This is a genomic window from Shewanella sp. Koi 1, assembly GCF_052907445.1.
In genome coordinates, this window is record NZ_JBREJM010000001.1 from 2,758,213 (window position 1) to 2,777,337 (window position 19,125).

Below are 19,125 nucleotides of genomic sequence, written 5' to 3' on the forward strand. Positions count from 1 at the left end.
CCTAACGATATAGGTGTTTTCTACCATTCAAATTGAAAACTCACTATAATTGCGCCTCTTTAAAAATGCATAACCTCAGGTTGCCGTATGCCAAACTCGCTCGACTCTAGCCGCCCAGCCTTTTCTGACGCCATCGAACAGCGGATCAATCAATCCGAAGCGCGGGTGATCAAGGCTGTATTTCCGTCTATCACCAATCACCACAACACCTTATTCGGTGGCGAAGCATTAGCTTGGATGGATGAAACCGCCTTTATTGCGGCGACTCGCTTTTGCCGTAAAACCTTAGTGACCGTCAGCTCCGACAGAATCGACTTTAAAAAACCGATCCCAGCGGGCACCTTAGCCGAACTCATCGCCCGCGTGATCCATGTGGGTAATACCTCGTTAAAGGTGGAAGTGAATATTTTCGTCGAAGACATGTATCAAGATCACCGCGAACATGCGATCCGCGGTGTATTCACCTTTGTTGCGGTTGACGAACAACGCCATCCGACTCAGGTGTGGACCGCTGAATAAGATTTAGCCAGTCAAAATAACGTACTCTCGCCCTTAAACACGCCCGTTTGAGGGCGTGTTTTTGTTTGAATAATCCGCCCACCTTTGATAGACAAAAGTATAACAACCAGAAACATATAAAAATTTTGTCAATCTTACTGCATAAAGCAATAGGATCCTCGATTACTTTTCTGTTACATTGGGTTTAATCTTCACGTGCCACGAACATAACCAACAAAGCCATGAAGCTAGAAAACTTAAATATTATTATTGCCGATGACCATCCATTGTTTCGAAATGCACTACGTCAAGCCCTCAGTAGCGCCTTTGAACACACCCAATGGTATGAGGCCGACAGTGCCGATGCCTTGCAGTCAGTACTAGATTCGCAGAATGTGAGCTATGATTTGGTTTTGCTGGATCTGCAAATGCCTGGCTCCCACGGCTATTCGACGCTTATTCACCTGCGCTCCCACTACCCTGAACTGCCTGTGGTGGTGATTTCGGCCCATGAGGATATCAATACCATTAGCCGTGCTATCCATTATGGCGGCAGTGGGTTCATCCCGAAGTCAGCGTCGATGGAAACCTTAAAAGAAGCGCTCACTGCCGTATTATTTGGGGATATCTGGTTACCCGCTGGTGCTGAAATCATCCCGATTGAAGATGATGATACGGATAAGATGGCCAACAAACTCTCCGACTTGACGCCGCAGCAATACAAAGTGTTGCAGATGTTCGCCGAGGGCTTACTCAATAAGCAAATCGCCTATGACTTAGGTGTGTCTGAAGCCACCATCAAAGCCCACGCTACCGCGATTTTTAGAAAGCTGGGTGTGCGTAATCGTACTCAAGCCGTTATTGCCTTAGGCCAGCTTGAAATGGATAAAGTGGATTTGACCTAATTCGGCCGTGACTGCTGTCAATTTCGCATAAAAAATGCCGCATTCATTGCGGCATTTTTTATTGACTCTAACAACCGCGAATCAACGCATTGGCAAGTTTTTATCGGCAAACATTTCATCAATCAATTGCTGATCGCGTAATGCCACCGCCTTTTCAACGACATCGCGAGTCAAATGCGGTGCAAAGTGTTGAATAAAATCATACATATAACTACGTAAGAAACTGCCTTTTCTAAAACCAATCTTAGTCGTGCTGTGGGCAAATAAATGGCCCGCATCGATAGCCACTAAGTCTTTATCGATATTAGGGTCAATCGCCATCGAGGCTATCACCCCGACTCCTAAGCCTAAACGAACATAGGTTTTCAGCACATCGGCGCTGGTCGCACTAAAGACCACCCGCGGCTCGAGGTTTGCGCGGTTAAAGGCTTTTTCAATTTCCGAGGCACGGTCAAAACCAAACACATAAGTGACTAATGGGAAACGGGCTAAATCTTCAATACTGATATGGGTACGGGTCGCCAAGGGATGATCTTTGGGAACCACAACCGAGCGATTCCAATGGTAACAAGGCAACATGATTAAGTCGGAATACAAGTGCATCGCTTCGGTGGCAATCGCAAAGTCAGCATCGCCACGCGCCGCTTGTTCGCTGATCTGCGATGGCGTGCCTTGGTGCATGTGCAAGTTAACTTTAGGATAACGGTCGATAAATTGGCGAATAATATGGGGCAACGCATACCGCGCCTGCGTATCCGTGGTCGCGATATTCAATTCACCCTGATCAGGCTTAGTATATTCCTCGGAGACTTTTTTAATGCTTTCGACTTTGCCTAAGATGTCATTGGCAATATTTATCACCTGTTGTCCGGCGGGTGTCACGTGGGTCAAATGTTTACCGCTGCGACCGAAGATTTGAATGCCTAATTCATCTTCCAACATGCGAACTTGCTTACTGATCCCAGGTTGCGATGTATATAAATTTTCCGCGGTGGCCGATACGTTAAGGTTGTGTTTGACGACCTCAGCAATATACCTGAGCTGTTGCAGTTTCATCTTATGTCCTTGTCTCAAACAGGCTGAATTGGATTGGCGAAAATGGCACAACTCAGTATCAGCTATAATCGATCGTTATAGTATATAGTAAAAATTAAAGCAAATAGGAATATAGAGCACAAGTCTTAAGTTTCATACGACAGAAATGATAACCTAGGCTAAGATAACTATGCTAGTTTATTGATTTATTGTAGCATTAGCCCAATTAGATAAATAATGGAACAGCTATGACATTCACCTTGGTTCTGATCCTCATCGGTGCACTTTTACTGCTTGTTATCGGAATTAACGTTATACAACAACAAAAAGAACGTGCTGAGGCTGAACGTCGCATAGAATTTGCCCGTCAACGCGCAATTATTGATGAAACTGAAACCGTATTATCGAACACAGGGATGATCCCTTGCAGTACACACATCATTTTAGTGCTCTATCGTCGCGTGCAAGAAGCGTTAGAAATCGCCACCACTTTAAGTGCGAGTCAACAGCAATCGGATTTTCAACGTCGTCTTACCGATCTCAAGTCACAAATCGAGACATTGCAATCTAACACGCCACAGATGCCCCCTATTGAGAATTTTAGATTGCCGGATAATGACAAGCAGATCTTAGTGTTAGTACAAACACTCAAGAAACTGAAAGCCATTTTACGTGCAGAGCACAACAAGGGCCGAGTCGACCCCAATGTTTTTGCTCAGGAAGAGAATCGTATCGATAGTTTACAGCTACGGATTAATGTTGATTCCATGCTGTCCCGTGCCCGTGCCGCGAGCTTTATGAAGCAATATGGTTCGTCTAAGCAAATGGTCACAAAAGCTTTAGCAACCCTACATGCCATTAAAGCGCAAACGCCGAATGACCCTTTTATTGCCCGCAAGGTCGATGAAGCCAAAATGTTGCTAGATGAGATTATGGGCGCACAAAAATTGTCAGCCCCAAGTGCGCCTAGACCTAAAAATGAAGAAGATGACATCGATATGCTGTTTCAACCCAAGAAGAAATGGTGATATCGCATTGCTCAATTAAGAACGTTTTCCATAAAAAAGCCAAGTCTGTGACTTGGCTTTTTTATGCGTGGTATTTTTATTCACAATATCTCGCTTATCGATCAACCACCTCATTACTGCAATCGGCGGTTGTAAGAACCCTAGATAACAAAATGGGCTCACCTAAGTGAACCCATTTATAACCACGAAGAAAAGGATCCTAAACCCTATTCAGATAAGGTTACTTCTTAGCTTTCTTCGCCGTCGATTCAGTCACCCATTTACCATTCACATAATGGGCCGACCATCCGGTTGCTTTACCGTCAACTTCGGTCGCCACATATTGCTCTTTGGTCTTACGGCTAAACTTAACCGCCGCTTTATTCCCCTCATCATCGGCGATAGGAGCATCGGCAAGGTACTGATATTTTGGCCACAATAGCTCGCGATATTTCACTAACTCTTCAACCAGTGGCGCACGGGTTTCCCGAGATTTAGGGAAAGTGCTGGCGGCTAAGAAAATCCCCGCCGCACCATCACGCAGCACAAAATGCGCATCAGACTTGCTGCATTTCAGCTCTGGCAGATAAATAGGATCTTCTTTTGGAGGCGCAGCTTCGCCGTTTTTCAGTAACTTACGAGTATTCTTACATTCCTCGTTAGTACAACCAAAATACTTACCAAAACGGCCGTTTTTCAGCTCCATATCATGGCCACAGCGGTCACATTCAATTAATGGACCTTCATAACCTTTGATCTTAAATTGTCCTTCTTCGACTTCATAACCCTCACAGATGGGGTTATTACCACAAACATGCAGCTTACGCTTTTCGTCGATAAGGTAGCTGTCCATCGCCGTACCACAAATGCCGCAGCGATGCTTGGCGCGTAGTGCATCGGTTTCGGCATCTTCACTGTCGCTAATCGCTTCAATGCCTGGCGTTAAATTCATGGTGGTTTTGCAGCGCTCTTTCGGTGGCAACTCGTAACCCGAACAACCGAGGAATACCCCTGTTGTGCCGGTACGGATCCCCATAGGGCGACCGCAAGTCGGACACTTAATATTGGTCATCACCATTTGATTGAGGCGCATACCGCCCTCTTCTGGTGATAATTCCGCCTTCTCTAGTTGTTTAGTGAAGTCGGCATAGAAACCATCGAGAACCTTTTTCCAATCCAGCTCACCACTGGCAACATCGTCGAGTGTCTGTTCCATGCTGGCGGTAAAATCGTAGCTCATCAGCTCAGCAAAACTACCGACTAAACGCTCACTGACAATCTCGCCCATTTTCTCTGCGTAGAAACGGCGGTTTTCAACTTTGACATAACCCCGCTCTTGAATCGTCGAAATAATAGTGGCATAGGTTGAAGGACGACCGATACCACGCTTCTCTAATTCTTTTACCAATGACGCTTCGCTGTATCTGGCAGGCGGCTTAGTAAAGTGTTGCTTAGGCTCTAATTCGACCAGAGACAACAGATCACCTTCGTTCACCGATGGCAAGGTATTGTCTTCTTCATTTTTCTTTTTCAATGCGGTTTGAACACGAGTCCAACCGTCAAAGCGCAGGATACGTCCCGTCGCTTTCAGTTCATAGTCACCCGCCTTGACCGTGAGTTTGGTCGCATCGTATTGGGCAGGAGTCATCTGACAAGAGACAAACTGACGCCAAATCAGCTCGTAGAGACGCTGTGCATCACGTTCCATATCAGTTAAGGCAGCCGCTTCGACCTTCACGTTTGATGGACGAATCGCTTCGTGCGCCTCTTGTGCGCCTTCCTTAGAGCCGTAGCGGATCGGTTCGGCAGGTAAATACTTGGCGCCATATTCCTTGCCGATCATCTCACGCACACTGTCTAACGCTTCTTGGCTTAAGTTTGTCGAATCGGTACGCATATAAGTGATGTGACCCGCTTCGTACAAGCGCTGTGCCATCATCATGGTTTTCTTCACCCCAAAGCCTAAGCGAGTACTGGCCGCTTGTTGCAGGGTGGAAGTAATAAAAGGAGCCGAAGGTTTACTCTGGGTCGCTTTATCTTCACGAGCGATCACTTTAAAGCTAGCAGAAGATAAGGCTTGAACGGCGGCTAACGCTTGCTGCTCGTTTGTTGGCTCGAAGGCTGAATCTAAGTACTTAACCACTTCCATGCGCAGCGCTTCGCTCGCAGGCGTATTCAGCTGTGCATGCACATCCCAAAACTCTTCAGGTACGAAAGCTTTGATTTCACTTTCACGTTCCACCACGAGACGCACAGCCACGGATTGCACCCGTCCAGCGGATAAGCCGCGGGCAACCTTTTTCCACAACAGTGGAGACACCATAAAGCCGACGACACGGTCTAAAAAGCGTCGTGCCTGCTGGGCATTCACCATATTGGTGTCGAGGGAAGAAGGTTTACTAAAGGCTTCTTGAATCGCTGATTTGGTGATCTCGTTAAACACAACGCGTTGATACCGTGAAGGATCGCCACCAATCACCTCTTGTAAATGCCAGGCGATGGCTTCCCCTTCACGGTCTAAGTCCGTTGCGAGATAGATTTGGTCAGCAGAATCGGCTAAGGCTTGCAGCTCTTTAACGACTTTCTCTTTACCCGGTAGGATTTGATATTTAGCCGCCCAGCCCTTTTCAGGGTTAACGCCCATACGCGACACCAGCGCTTGGTGGTCTTTCACCTTTTTATATCTCGCCTTTTCTTCTGGCGACATCTTCTTCACTTCGGCGGCGGATTTCACTTTTTCATTGCCGTCAGACGAAGAAGAAGTTGGTAGGTCACGGATATGCCCCACGCTCGATTTAACGATGAATTCTTTGCCAAGATATTTATTAATAGTCTTAGCTTTGGCCGGTGATTCGACAATAACTAGCGATTTACCCATAGTTTGATTTGCGCCAAAAAATCTCAAGAAGGTGGAAATTGGCTCCATATATAGAGGGTTGCATTGAGAGTTTCAAGCTAATCCCTCTTTTATATGTACCAGCGAGTCACTTTTTAATCAAAGTTGAAAAAATGTAAAAAAATAATATTGCGTAATTAAAAACTAATATTTCATTATTTGCCAGCAAGCAAGAAATAGTTATGCATTTATCGCGAAAAAGTCGCTTTGAGCACAAAACCGTGCGCTTGTGCCCACAAAAACCTTCAGTATACTGGGTCGCCTCAGGGACCATTTGAATAAATAATAACCTTCCCTATCACAAGGATAAGCAATGAAGCACTTTGAAGCGAATTTCGACGGACTCGTTGGGCCAACCCACAATTATGCCGGTTTGTCTTTTGGCAATGTGGCCTCACTCAACAACGCCGCTTTAGTCTCAAATCCTAAAGCCGCCGCTAAACAAGGTTTGCAAAAAGCCAAAGCACTCGCTGATTTAGGGATGATCCAAGGCATGTTAGCGCCACAAGAGCGCCCAGATCTTAATACACTGCGCCGAATTGGTTTTTCTGGCAGTGATGCCCAAGTTTTACAACAAGCCGCTAAAACCGCGCCTGCGCTGCTTAATGCCTGTTGCAGTGCTTCGAGTATGTGGACGGCAAATGCTGCAACCGTGTCTCCCAGTGCCGACACCCGTGACGGTAAACTGCATTTTACCCCTGCCAACTTAGTAGATAAGTTACATCGCAGCATCGAGCCCATCACAACGGGGCGCATCTTAACAGCAACTTTCAACGATCCCCACTATTTTCATCATCATAACCATTTACCTGAGCATAATAGCTTCGGTGATGAGGGCGCGGCGAACCATACTCGCCTGTGCCAAGAATATGGTCATGCTGGGGTCGAGCTGTTTGTTTACGGCCAAGAAGCCACCAATCCTAATGCGCCAAGACCGCAAAAATATCCCGCGAGACAAACCCTCGAAGCGTCGATGGCGATAGCAAGATTGCATCAACTCGAGGAAGATAACTGTGTCTTTATTCAACAAAATCCCGATGTCATTGACCAAGGGGTATTTCACAATGATGTGATCGCCGTGGGTAACCAAAATGTGCTGTTTTACCATGAGCAGGCATTCTTAAATACACAGGCTAAATTGGATGAAATAAGACGAAAACTCGATACCGAATTATTCTTTATCGAGGTTCCAACGGCCAAAGTAGCGATTAACGATGCGGTAAAGAGCTATCTATTCAATACCCAGATAATCACCCTTCCCTCAGGCGAAATGGCCATCATTGCCCCAACGGACTGCCAAGAAAACCCGGCTGTTTATGCGTATTTAAATGAGCTACTCACGTTAAATACACCAATCAAACAAGTGCTGTATTTCGATGTAAAACAAAGTATGCAAAATGGTGGCGGCCCCGCTTGTTTACGTTTACGTGTAGCCATGAATGAGCGAGAAGTCGCCGCCGTGAATCAACACACTTTACTTAACGATGCTTTATTCGCGCGTTTAAACACTTGGGTGGATAAACACTATCGCGACCGTTTATCGACACAAGATTTAGCCGATCCGCAATTAGTGATTGAATCACGTACCGCATTAGATGAGCTGACCCAAATCATGAAATTGGGAAGTGTATATCCATTCCAACGCTAATGTGATTTGAGCCTAAAATGTGCAGGTAAAAAATAAGGTGCCATTGGCACCTTATTTTTTTAGTTGAAACCTACTTAACAACAATAGGAATATTCAACACTTCAGAGGTTGTCCCCTCGAGTCCGACATCACTTAATCCCGGAGTCGTGACCGTCACAATCAAGTTACCAGAATCCGCCTGATCGCCACCTTTTAAACTCACAACAAACTGTCTGCCACCGTTATAGTTGGTGCTTGGCCAAGTATAACTTGTAGAGCTCGTTACTGTTGCTCCTGAAGCTTTAAAGTTAACCACAGAACCTGCTGGCATTTGCTGGTTATTAATATCTGCAATAGTAAACATTACAGATGCAGTACCTTTAATACCAAGATCAATTTGGTTGTTACCAGCAACGTTATCATTAATCACAACGTTTCCAAGTGTCGTTGCATAGGCTTCGCTACTAGACATCACCAGTACCAGTGAACGTCGTACAGAGATTGATGCCTGCGGACTACATTTCACGCCAGAAACTGAAGCATCACAAAGTACACCACTATACTCGCCATCCGCTAAGTTGAACTCACCTTGTCCTGTTGGATTGACTGGATCAATAAAGTCTGTAAAGGTCTCACGTGCACCAGAGGTATCAGTGGTACTTGCCGTCATGTATTTCGGTGTATAAATACCATCTTCGTTATGATCGACGTAAGCTTCACTTAAATCATAACAGTCACCGCTATTGTCACGACCGCAGTTAGTTGCACTACCCACAAATAAGTTAAATTCACTAGCAGTATCGAGAATATTGTTGCTGTTCAGATCTGGGAAAGACTCTTCGCCAATCGCAGTCGCGGTAATCGTCACGCGTCCGCCATAGGGCTGACCGTAATAATTGCCATAATAACTTCCTCCAGCAAGATTCACTTCTTGCTTTAAGAAAGCGGTAGGCTCCTGCACTCGGTTACCATTACTATCGAAGAAGGGGCCATTTCCATCAATTCCCACTGGACGAGGTAACTGGCTGGTCCAAACAACAGAACAAACACCATCTTTAGTTTGGCATGAACTTTCAATTGAACCACCTTCGGCCGTAAATACCACTGCGGTGCCATCGGGTACAGGGTTGTTAAAGGCGTCGGCTAAACGAGCGGTGACCGTAACTTTAGCACCATCATAGTTCCAACCTTCAACGTTTAATACTGAAGCAGAGAGTGAAAAACTGTCTTGGTCAGGCTTACCCGTTGACACCACTAATACATTGGATTGACTTGAAATACTCGAACCGTCTGTGCCAAGCGTTGTTGCAGTCACTCGAACAGTCGTTGCCACAGTGCCAGAATTCACAACCGTTTGTACATAACCTTGATTGTTAGATGTCGCAGTTGCAGGCGTTAAACTCAATCCAGCTGAATCATTATTAAGCTTAAAATCAACAGACTTGTTAGCTACAGCATTGCCGTTAGTGTCTAGCACTCTAAAGCGCAAGGTTGAAGACTCGGCGGTTCCTGTACCTTTGATACCAATATTTTCAGGCGTTGCGTCAACAAAAACGATACTACCGACATTTGCCGATAACACTTTAATTGTGCCCGTTGCAGAAAGATTCTTGCCACCTACGTCGGCAGTAACAGTGATATTGTCATCTCCAACACAACCTTTCGCGAGATAGGTACTGGTTGCTTGTCCACCAACAGCGGTGACCGGGCTGCTAAGTACAGCTTCTGGGGATGCCTTATTAGAACAAGTCGACGCGAATTTAACATCGACTGGCTCAGTAAATGGATTGCCGTCACTGTCTTGCAGCAGAATAGAAACGGTTGCAGTGCCACCTGCAGATAAAGTCGTAGCACTCACATCAGCCTTACCTGATACAAAAGGTGAACCACTGCCCATTAGGACATTGGTTGCTCCCACAACAAACACTTGCTCACCAAATTCACCTGTGTTTAGTGATGCTTTGGCGGTACCTGCACCTGGAGTACTTCCTGCGTACAAATTGACGCTCGCTTTACCGTTAGCATCGGTAATTGCTGTTTTTACAGGAAGATCGCCAATAGTAGTATCAAAAGTCACAATAGCCGCTTTAGATAATCCAGTGACAGTGGCAGTTAAAATACCAGGCGTAGTCGACGTAATACTATCAATCGCATTACCAGCAGAGTCTGTTAGTTTTAGAGTAACTTGAGCTCCGCCACCGGCTTGACCGCCGTCACCCGCCATCACAAAACCTATTTTGCCGGATTCACCACTATCAATCTTTGCACTCACAGTGCCAGCACCTGCAATAGTGGCCGTATTTAAAATAATAGAGGCAACACCTTCACTATTTGTTAATGCAGTTGCTGCGGCAGGGAAAAAAGACCCCATGTTTGAATTACTCAAACTAAAGGTCACCAATTCACCCGCTAACGCGCCAACTTTCGAATCGACTACCTTAGCTGTAACAGTGGCAGGCGCATTCGCGGATATATTTGTATTAGAAATCCCCATTGTAATGGTAATTACACTTGGGGTTGGGGTGGTGCCAGTGCCATCGTCGGAGATATTGCCTCCGCCGCCACATGCGACCAAGAAAAGTGAACATATTCCTGCGAGAAAAACCTTATACGCTGACTTCATTGTCAGGCTCCCTGTTACTCTGATGATAATACTAAGATTGACGCTTTTAACTTATAGGCTAACATTACACAATTTTCACGTAACTTTTCCAATACTCTCTTATTTTATTTCTCATATTTTGCGCTTAGTTTAACATCGGAACTCATTTAAACTTCTGCATTTTCTTGCTAGGCTTGTCGTCGCCAATATTAGAATGTATAAAAAACACACAGGAATCCCCATGGCAACCTCATCACAAAAGAAATTCGGCCTTACAAGTAAAATTCTGTTCGGTATGGCAACAGGTATTGCTTTAGGTCTCATACTCCGCAATGCCTTTCCAGAAAGCGATATCGTAAAAGACTACATTACAGAAGGTTTCTTACATGTTATCGGCACTATCTTTATCTCAAGTTTGAAAATGCTAGTGGTTCCACTGGTATTTATTTCATTAGTTTGTGGCACTTGCTCACTGAGTGAACCTTCAAAATTAGGTCGTTTAGGCGGCAAAACATTAGCCTTTTATTTATTCACAACGGCGATGGCTTTAATTCTGGCCATTGTCAGCGCGGTATTAGTTCATCCAGGTAATGCTTCACTCGCTTCCGAAAAAATGGAATACACAGCCAAAGAAGCGCCTAGTCTTTCAAGTGTCCTAATCAATATAGTACCAACGAATCCGATGCAGGCCATGAGCGAAGGCAATATGCTGCAGATTATTATCTTTGCGGTGATTTTTGGCTTTGCGATTGCGCATATTGGCGAGCGTGGCAAACGTGTTGCCGCGTTATTTGAAGATTTAAATGAAGTGATCATGCGAGTCGTTACGTTGATCATGCAGCTTGCGCCTTACGGGGTGTTTGCACTGATGGCAAAACTGGCTTTAACGCTAGGTTTGGGAACATTCGAGAGTGTGGTCAAGTATTTCTTTGTCGTGTTGGTGGTGTTATTGATCCACGCCTTTATCGTCTACCCGACCCTGCTTAAGTTATTCTCAGGCTTAAATCCGCTGATCTTTATTCGTAAGATGCGCGATGTGCAGTTGTTTGCCTTTTCAACCGCAAGCTCTAACGCCACCTTACCGATTACGATTGAGGCGTCTGAGCACAGACTCGGTGTTGATAACAAAATTGCCTCTTTCACCCTGCCATTAGGTGCCACCATTAACATGGATGGCACGGCCATTATGCAAGGTGTCGCCACGGTATTTATCGCCCAAGTCTTTGGTATTGAATTAACCATTACCGATTATGCTGCCGTTGTTGTCACCGCGACCTTAGCTTCAATCGGTACTGCTGGGGTTCCAGGTGTAGGGTTAATCATGCTAGCTATGGTGCTTAACCAAGTCGGCCTGCCCGTAGAAGGGATTGCTCTTATTATTGGGGTTGACCGACTCCTAGATATGGTGCGAACTGCCGTGAACGTGACGGGCGATTGCGTCGCGACAGTGGTCATTGCCAAATCTGAAGGCGAATTTAACGAAACCGTATTCAACAATACTCAAGCCGGTAAAGTCGCCAGTAACTTCGATGAGCAAGTGCATAAGGTCGAGTAATACTGACGTTAAAATGCCTTTGTCTCCGCTAAAAAGCCCAACTTAGTTGGGCTTTTTTTATTGTCTTATCCTGATTTTGTGAACAAGCAAATAGAATAGTCCTTTAAATACCGTTACATTAGACCTCGTCAATATAGAACGAGGAGAAAGCTATGTGGTGGAGAGTGAGTTGGATTATTGCCGCCTTTTGGCTGTTAAGTGCGCATTTTCTACGCTATGACCAGCTTCTATTAACTGGCCTATTTGCATTCGCGCCTCTTGGTTTACTCATCAAACATCCAGTCGTCATTCGACTACTGCAAGCGATACTGTGCATCAGTGTGGTTATCGTTTGGGGTACAACCGCAATCGATGCGGTGCAAATGCGTCTTGCTCACGGCGCGCCTTGGATAAGACTCGCTGTAATAATGGGCGGTGTGATGCTTTTTAGCCTAGGAGCCGCATGGAGCGCTAATGACATTTGGCGCAAAACCACGCAATCAGGCCAAGATGCAATAAAATGATCTTCAACCTCAAGGCAGAGGGATAAATCAGACAATCTCTTTAAAGACAATTAATTAGTACTTATTTTCGCCACTCTATCGGCTCGGTCAGCCAAGGTTAAGTTGTTATTCGTTATGATAAGACAATATTTGGCTCCAACGTATATTTTGCGTACACTGAGCCCAGTCGACTTTAAGGCATGAGTATTATGAGAATTTTGGTTGTTGAAGATGATCTTATTTTATCCCACCATCTAAAAGTGCAATTAAGCGATTTGGGCAACCAAGTCCAAGTCGCTCTCACCGCCAAGGAAGGGTTCTTCCAAGCGACTAACTACCCCATCGATGTGGCCATTGTCGATTTAGGTTTACCCGATCAAGACGGCATTAGCCTTATCCAACAATTACGTGAAGAAGGCGTTAAAGCGCCTATCTTAATTCTAACGGCCCGAGTTAACTGGCAAGATAAAGTCGAGGGCCTCAACGCCGGTGCCGATGACTATTTAGTCAAACCCTTCCAAAAAGAAGAGTTAGTCGCAAGACTCGACGCCTTAGTTAGACGTAGCGCAGGCTTTGTTAAACCCGTCATCACCAGTGGTGAGCTAAAGCTGGATCTTGCCGCCAAGCAAGTGACCCTCGGCAACGAGATTATGGAAGTTACCGCCTTTGAATACCTCATTCTGGAATATCTAATGCGCCATTGTCATGAGGTCGTCGCCAAACAGCGACTCTTAGATGTGATTTATGGTGACAAGGAAGGCGATCCAAACACCATTGAAGTGATGGTGAGCCGTCTGCGCAAAAAACTCACCCGTGATGGCATAGACAACCCGATAGCGACCATTCGTGGCCAAGGTTACAAATTCAATCTGCCATGCAATTAAGACTAAAAATGAAGAAACGTCTGCTGACGCGGATGTTTCTCACCTCATTATCAATCATCACCTTAGTCGGATTTGGCCTCGCTTGGATGGTCAATATTCTGCATGCGCAAAATAGCTACAACGAGGAAACCGCGCAGCTTATCGCCGAAATCCCCCAAGTCGCCGCAGAGCTGAGGGAGCACGATTTAATTCCCGACACCAGCGCTTGGTTAGAGGAAAACAACAAGCAAGAACGCTATGTGATGGCGAGCTGCGATGAAAAATTTAAACAGGTATGGACATCCTCCCTCGCCGTTGACCGGGGCCTGTTTGATACCTGCGAGCGTTTCAATGAAATCCGTAATGATTCTCCGCCCTACTACCTGACCATGGCCGACGACAGAGGTTACTTCGTGTATTTGCTCGCGGTCGAAATCGCGGGAGTACACTATAATCTGCTGGTCATGAAGGATGCGGCGAAGCTTGAGCAGGAATACAGTAAATTTAGTAAACGCACTTATATCCGTTTAGCCATGGTGCTCGCCCTCGCACTGATTCTGCTGGTCAGTGCGGCATATTGGGGGATGCGTCCACTGGTGCGGATGCAAAACGAATTGCAATCAATTAACCAAGGTAAGACAAAATCACTATCAGAGGGTTATCCCGTTGAGCTTGAAGGCGTAACTCAAGCCCTTAACCAGCTATTGCAACAATCGAGCGCCCAACAGCAACGTTATCAAAACGCGATGAACGATCTGGCCCACAGCCTAAAAACCCGTCTTGCGGCCGTTCACGCCATTACCGATGACACGACGCTGACGAAGCAATCCGCCAATGAAAAAATCATGGAGCAGATTAGCCAAATGGATCAACTCGTTAAATATCAACTTAAGCGTGCCATGTTAGGCCGCCAAGGCTTAAAGCAGGAGCACACCGCCATCGCCCCGCTGGTCGATCAACTGGCGCAAATGTTATTTAAGATTTATCGCGATAAGCAGGTGCAATTTAAGGCCAACATCCCCACAAACCTGCAGTTCCCTGGCAATAAGGGCGACTTAATGGAGCTATGCGGCAACTTAATGGAAAATGCCTTCCGTTTGTGTATTAGCCAAGTTCAGGTCAGCGCCCGCTTTACGGATCAAGGTGATTTTGAATTAATTGTCGAAGACGATGGGCCCGGGGTTGAAGAAAAGCTGCGCCAAAAAATTATTCAACGGGGCGTGAGAGCCGACACCCAATCCCCAGGACAAGGCATTGGGCTGGCTGTGTGTGATGAGATTGTCAGCAGCTACGGCGGCTATTTGAGTATTGAGGAAAGCCATTTAGAAGGCGCCAAGTTTAGAATTACTATCCCAGCTTAACCGCCTTCTTCACGCGCCGTTAGCTATATACCGCGTATAACTGTTCGGCGCGGTTAAACATCACCCATGACGTGGCAATATATTTATCATTGCTGATAGGCATATTGCCGCGATGGGAATGGGTAAAACCTGCTGGCGCAATCACCATAGTGCCTTTCTTTGGTGAAATCTTACGCTGCTGATAATAAAACTCCGTTTCTCCGCCCTCTTCCACATCATTGAGATAGAACATATACAACACGACGCGATGCAGTGCCTCATTGTGGTTTAGCTGGGGAAACTGCTCCGAATGCCAGTGGGGATATCCACCTTTATTCTTTTGATATTTTTGAATATTAATACTGCCACTGCGGTACAAGTATTTAACTAATGCCTCGGCTCTTGGCTGACCTAAGCGCTCAAAATTATTCGGGGTTAAGGTTACCGCTTGACCTTGCTCGTCACTCACAGACACTGATACCGCGCCCATTAACGCCATGGAATATTGAGTAAAATAGTCGGCGGCGCCCTTTAGGGTATAGGATAACAGCTCATTTTTGAGGGGCTGTAAATCGGCAAAATTATCTAAGGTAAGATCGCGGCTGATCTTCTTTTCGAGGTCGACCCCATTACCCGTTTGCCCATCAACCACACCTGAATGTTGCTCAAATGCAAGAATGAGACGATCACATAGGTCATCGGGGATAGCATTAGGGTATACTTCGATAAAATCCATATTGGCTCAGTGTTTCGGCTATTTTGTACTCTTACTATGCTGACACGTTAGTTAAGTAATTGTAAAGCTGCATCATTGATATAAAATAACTCCATTGGCTTCACGATAACAAGAATATGAAAAAAAGCTGTAAAGTCTCAGTTCATCAATTACAGGTGGGTAATTTTGTGCGTTTACCCGTGGCCTGGAAAGATCATCCTTTTTTATTCAGTAGCTTTCATATCAAGCAAGCTGCGCAAATTGAGTTAATTAAAAACCTTGGTATTGAATACGTTATTGTCGATTTAGAGCGTAGCGAAACCACGCCTTTGGCCGCTGAGGCCGTCAATCCCATTAAAATTCCCCCTAGCGCAGATATCCATAGTTTAAAAAATGATATGGATATCTATAAAGCCGAGCAAATTGAAGTACAAAAAAAGCTGCGCCGCGATATTCACAAAACCGAGCAAAACTTTACCCGCTCGGTTGCTATGATGCGCAGCCTTATCGCCAAACTTCGTAATCGCCCGCTCAACGCCGTGGATGATGCCAAGGATTTAGTGCATACCATAGTCGAGCAACTACTGAACTCCGATAACCTCGTCCTGCACTTAATGAGCGATGCTAAGCAAGATGAGAGCATTTACTACCACTCGCTAAACGTGGCGATACTCTCAATGCTTATCGCCAAAGAAATGGAGTGGGACCGTAGTGAAATCGAATTGGTGGGCTTAAGTGCACTGTTTCACGATGTCGGTAAACTCAAAGTGCCACCGCAGATTTTGAAAAAGACCACACCTTGGTCCGCGCCAGAGCTAAATTTTATCAAACAACATCCGCTGCTGGGGATTGAACTGCTTAAGCTCGCCGAGAATTTCCCCGAGGCGGCGCTCGCTCCTATCACCAATCACCATGAGTATCTCGATGGCACAGGTTACCCCAAGGGATTAAAGGAAGCAGAACTGGATAAAATCTCCCAGCTGCTCGCTGTCGTGAACGAGTACGACTCGCTTTGTTATCCGAGTAATCAGGGCAAGGCGCGCATGCCCTACGCTGCCTTAGGCTATTTATATAAACAATATAAAACCAAATTAAATCAGGAATATATTGGCAAGATGATCAAAATGCTGGGCATTTATCCACCGGGAAGTGTGGTGGAGTTGTCGAGCGGTCAATATGCCATGGTGATGTCGGTCAATCTGCAAAAGCTACTGTGCCCGAAAATCCTTGTGTACGATGCGCTCGTGCCTAAAGATCAGGCGCCAATTGTCGATCTAGAAGTCGAAGGGATCAGTATTGTCCGTTGCCTGCCACCCGCAGCACTCCCCGAAAAAGTGCATGAATACCTCAATCCACGTGAACGCGTGAGTTACTACTTTGGTGGCGATAGCCGTAAATAAACCAACGGGATTCATTCGCCCAATAAAAAGCCGGAGTACTCCGGCTTTTTTGCATCCACGTTAATACTCGCGATTAAAGCCAGTGTTTGCGTTTAAAGAAGAAATAGGTCCCCGCAGCACTTGCGAGCATCATCAATATCGCCATCGGATACCCATATTGCCAACCTAACTCAGGCATTCCATGGAAGTTCATTCCGTAGCTGCTGGCAATCAGCGTGGGCGGTAGAAACACCACAGCCGCAACCGAGAAGATTTTAATGATCTTATTCTGCTGTAACCCACTGAACCCCATGGCGGCGTCGAGCAAAAAGTTTAACTTATCGAAGATAAACTGACTGTGTGGCATTAACGACTCGATATCCGAAAGCATTTCGCGTAAATCTTTTAAATGTTCATCGGACAATTGCCCGCGGTAGTACCGCTGCATATAACGAAGCGAGCGCTGGGTATCGAGCAAACTTAAACGAATTTTACCGTTCGAGTCTTCCTGCAAGGTGATGAGTTTGAACACATCATCCAGCTCATCATTATCAAACACTTGCTCACCCACATTTTCAAGAACCGTATACACGTCCTCAATCAAGTCGGAGAGATAATCCACTTTCAGATTAAAGAGTTCGAGGAACAATTCCTGCGGGGTTGAGACTTCTAACCGACCAAGGCGTAAGTAGTTACGCAACAAACGGATCAGGCCGACATCCTCTTCACGTATGGTCAACAGAAAATTCGTCCGCAGGTTAAAGGAAACGTTCACCCCACGTACGTCTTGCCCCACTCGCTGGGGGAATAACGAATTGATATGTAAGCCGTCGCTGTTTTGATAAAAACGCGCTGAGGCCTCAATCTCGTTGATATCTTCTTCGTCGGGCACTTCTTCAACGGAAAAACGACTTAACCATTCTCGCTCTGCATCATCAGGTTTATAGAGATCCAACCATATGGTCGACGCCGGAATACTGTCTTGTGTGTTAATCTCAGTGACCGTCAGTTGACGGTTTTCGTAGACATAGGCAGTAATCATGTGTCCTCCTGAAAAAAACTTAAGCAAAAAGTCCACTTAAGTGCAGGCTAAAAAATTGTCGCTAGTTTAACGCATAACTTAGTAATGAAAAGGCGGGAGCGAAAAATTCATAAAATAAATCTGTGTTAGTCTTCGAGAATTTCTAACCGCTCCGCATTAGAAAAGCGAATGTGTACGCCCTCAATCGTCACCATTTTGGCCTCCGAAATATCCCCTTTGCGCGCTTTGTACACGCCGGATAACACACCAGCTGAAGACACTATCGTTACAGTCACGACTTTATGTTGATCGTACCAGTACCACACACTGTAGCTTAAAAGGCTCAGCCCCAGCAGTAAAAATGCTGCCCGCATGCCATAACGACGCCACAGACTCGGCATCGGCAGAAGATTTACCGAAGTGGCAGACGCCTGCTTAGGCCGCCGATTGGCCAGCAGTAAAATCGCCATAATGATAACGGCTAAGGTGAGCAGCAGTTTTGTTAACAAGGGACACTCCAAAGGGCGGGACTTAACCGATTATAATCGACATTGAAATGCGAAACTGTCATTAAGATCAAGCTTATGCAACACAATATTGCGGCGATATAGCCGCATAATTCAATATCAGACTAACAGCAGAAGATGACAAGTTAACATCTAACCGAGAAAATCGAGTCGATTGAAAGCCTAGTCATTCAAAGTGGTGACACGCTAAACGCCAGCTACATGCGATACAGAGGCGCCTAGAATGCCTCAAACTGCGCTGCCATACGCCGTATTTGACTTAGCGGCACACCATGACGATTACGCTCGGCGCACAGTTGTTGATGCGCGCGCGCTGAAGGCTCCCCCACTAGTACGATACGCACTTGATAACCTAAGGCTTTCGCAGCTGCCTCATAGGCCATGTATTCCCAGCGGCAAAGATTAGTGTTATCACAAATTACGATAGACTGAGCGCTACTGAGCGCGTGAATAAACGCGGTTAAATTACGTTGATGGTATTCGGAGAGTTTTTTCGCATCGAATCGATACTCCTCTCCCTCGTAGAAAAAACTATCGGTCGAAAAAATGCCGCCTTGGCGAACGCGAATCGCCTCTTCTAACGGTAGATTAGCCACAAACTGCTCGACCCAATGGGATTTACCGCTGCCCGGTAATCCCCGCATAATAATCGCCAGTTTTTGCGTCATGGGCT

Annotated in this window: 16 protein-coding genes; 9 read left to right on the top strand and 7 right to left on the bottom strand. The window is 45.8% G+C overall.

The features are described from left to right. Nucleotides 1–87: 87 nt before the first annotated feature. Nucleotides 88–519, top strand: a complete 432-nt coding sequence (locus ACUZ8J_RS12060; protein WP_011622369.1) for an acyl-CoA thioesterase — start codon at nt 88–90, stop codon at nt 517–519. 221 nt (nt 520–740) lie between these two features. After that, nucleotides 741–1,403 carry a response regulator transcription factor gene (locus tag ACUZ8J_RS12065; RefSeq protein ID WP_086903577.1) on the top strand — a complete coding sequence of 221 codons (663 nt, stop codon included), beginning with the start codon at nt 741–743 and terminating at the stop codon, nt 1,401–1,403. A gap of 81 nt (nt 1,404–1,484) precedes the next feature. On the opposite strand, the gene cysB is transcribed toward ACUZ8J_RS12065, so the two are convergent. Beyond that, complete coding sequence (gene cysB, locus ACUZ8J_RS12070) at nt 1,485–2,459, bottom strand: HTH-type transcriptional regulator CysB (RefSeq protein ID WP_011622367.1); 975 nt, start codon at nt 2,457–2,459, stop codon at nt 1,485–1,487. A 227-nt stretch (nt 2,460–2,686) separates the two neighbouring features. Between cysB and zomB the strand changes: the two genes are divergently transcribed. After that, nucleotides 2,687–3,466 (top strand): flagellar motor control protein ZomB, encoded by a 780-nt coding sequence (gene zomB / locus ACUZ8J_RS12075; protein WP_011716752.1) that lies wholly within the window; start codon nt 2,687–2,689, stop codon nt 3,464–3,466. A 220-nt stretch (nt 3,467–3,686) separates the two neighbouring features. Here zomB and topA read toward each other — a convergent pair whose 3' ends face one another. Continuing rightward, a complete protein-coding gene (topA, locus tag ACUZ8J_RS12080) occupies nt 3,687–6,323 on the bottom strand; it encodes a type I DNA topoisomerase (protein ID WP_446693945.1) in 2,637 nt (878 codons plus the stop codon). 331 nt (nt 6,324–6,654) lie between these two features. Here topA and astB point away from each other — a divergent pair, with 331 nt between their 5' ends. Beyond that, on the top strand, nt 6,655–7,989 hold the full coding sequence (astB, locus tag ACUZ8J_RS12085; protein WP_109287775.1) for an N-succinylarginine dihydrolase: 1,335 nt from the start codon (nt 6,655–6,657) through the stop codon (nt 7,987–7,989). A 70-nt stretch (nt 7,990–8,059) separates the two neighbouring features. Here the strand turns inward: astB and ACUZ8J_RS12090 are convergent, their stop codons facing one another. Further along, nucleotides 8,060–10,591: a hypothetical protein gene (locus ACUZ8J_RS12090; protein WP_446693946.1), complete on the bottom strand. Its 2,532-nt coding sequence runs from the start codon at nt 10,589–10,591 to the stop codon at nt 8,060–8,062. A gap of 220 nt (nt 10,592–10,811) precedes the next feature. Between ACUZ8J_RS12090 and ACUZ8J_RS12095 the strand changes: the two genes are divergently transcribed. From ACUZ8J_RS12095 to ACUZ8J_RS12110, 4 genes are all read left to right on the top strand, one after another. Next, nucleotides 10,812–12,125 (top strand): dicarboxylate/amino acid:cation symporter, encoded by a 1,314-nt coding sequence (locus ACUZ8J_RS12095; RefSeq protein WP_446693947.1) that lies wholly within the window; start codon nt 10,812–10,814, stop codon nt 12,123–12,125. A 152-nt stretch (nt 12,126–12,277) separates the two neighbouring features. Beyond that, entirely contained in the window at nt 12,278–12,628 is a 351-nt protein-coding gene (locus ACUZ8J_RS12100; protein ID WP_446693948.1) for a hypothetical protein, read from the top strand. A 188-nt stretch (nt 12,629–12,816) separates the two neighbouring features. Then, nucleotides 12,817–13,491, top strand: a complete 675-nt coding sequence (locus ACUZ8J_RS12105) for a response regulator (protein WP_041408752.1) — start codon at nt 12,817–12,819, stop codon at nt 13,489–13,491. Then, nucleotides 13,482–14,831, top strand: coding sequence for an ATP-binding protein (locus tag ACUZ8J_RS12110; RefSeq protein WP_446693949.1), 1,350 nt, complete (start codon nt 13,482–13,484; stop codon nt 14,829–14,831). Before ACUZ8J_RS12105 ends, ACUZ8J_RS12110 begins: the two co-directional genes overlap by 10 nt. 19 nt (nt 14,832–14,850) lie before the next feature. On the opposite strand, the gene ACUZ8J_RS12115 is transcribed toward ACUZ8J_RS12110, so the two are convergent. Then, entirely contained in the window at nt 14,851–15,546 is a 696-nt protein-coding gene (locus tag ACUZ8J_RS12115; RefSeq protein ID WP_109287778.1) for a 2OG-Fe(II) oxygenase, read from the bottom strand. Nucleotides 15,547–15,662: 116 nt separating this feature from the next. Here ACUZ8J_RS12115 and ACUZ8J_RS12120 point away from each other — a divergent pair, with 116 nt between their 5' ends. Then, nucleotides 15,663–16,925 (top strand): HD-GYP domain-containing protein, encoded by a 1,263-nt coding sequence (locus ACUZ8J_RS12120; RefSeq protein WP_446693950.1) that lies wholly within the window; start codon nt 15,663–15,665, stop codon nt 16,923–16,925. A 73-nt stretch (nt 16,926–16,998) separates the two neighbouring features. On the opposite strand, the gene corA is transcribed toward ACUZ8J_RS12120, so the two are convergent. From corA to ACUZ8J_RS12135, 3 genes are all read right to left on the bottom strand, one after another. Further along, nucleotides 16,999–17,946: a magnesium/cobalt transporter CorA gene (gene corA / locus ACUZ8J_RS12125; RefSeq protein ID WP_086904051.1), complete on the bottom strand. Its 948-nt coding sequence runs from the start codon at nt 17,944–17,946 to the stop codon at nt 16,999–17,001. Nucleotides 17,947–18,071: 125 nt separating this feature from the next. Continuing rightward, complete coding sequence (locus ACUZ8J_RS12130; RefSeq protein ID WP_446693951.1) at nt 18,072–18,434, bottom strand: hypothetical protein; 363 nt, start codon at nt 18,432–18,434, stop codon at nt 18,072–18,074. Between the two features lie 236 nt (nt 18,435–18,670). After that, entirely contained in the window at nt 18,671–19,120 is a 450-nt protein-coding gene (locus tag ACUZ8J_RS12135; RefSeq protein ID WP_446694935.1) for an ATP-binding protein, read from the bottom strand. Nucleotides 19,121–19,125: the final 5 nt, after the last annotated feature.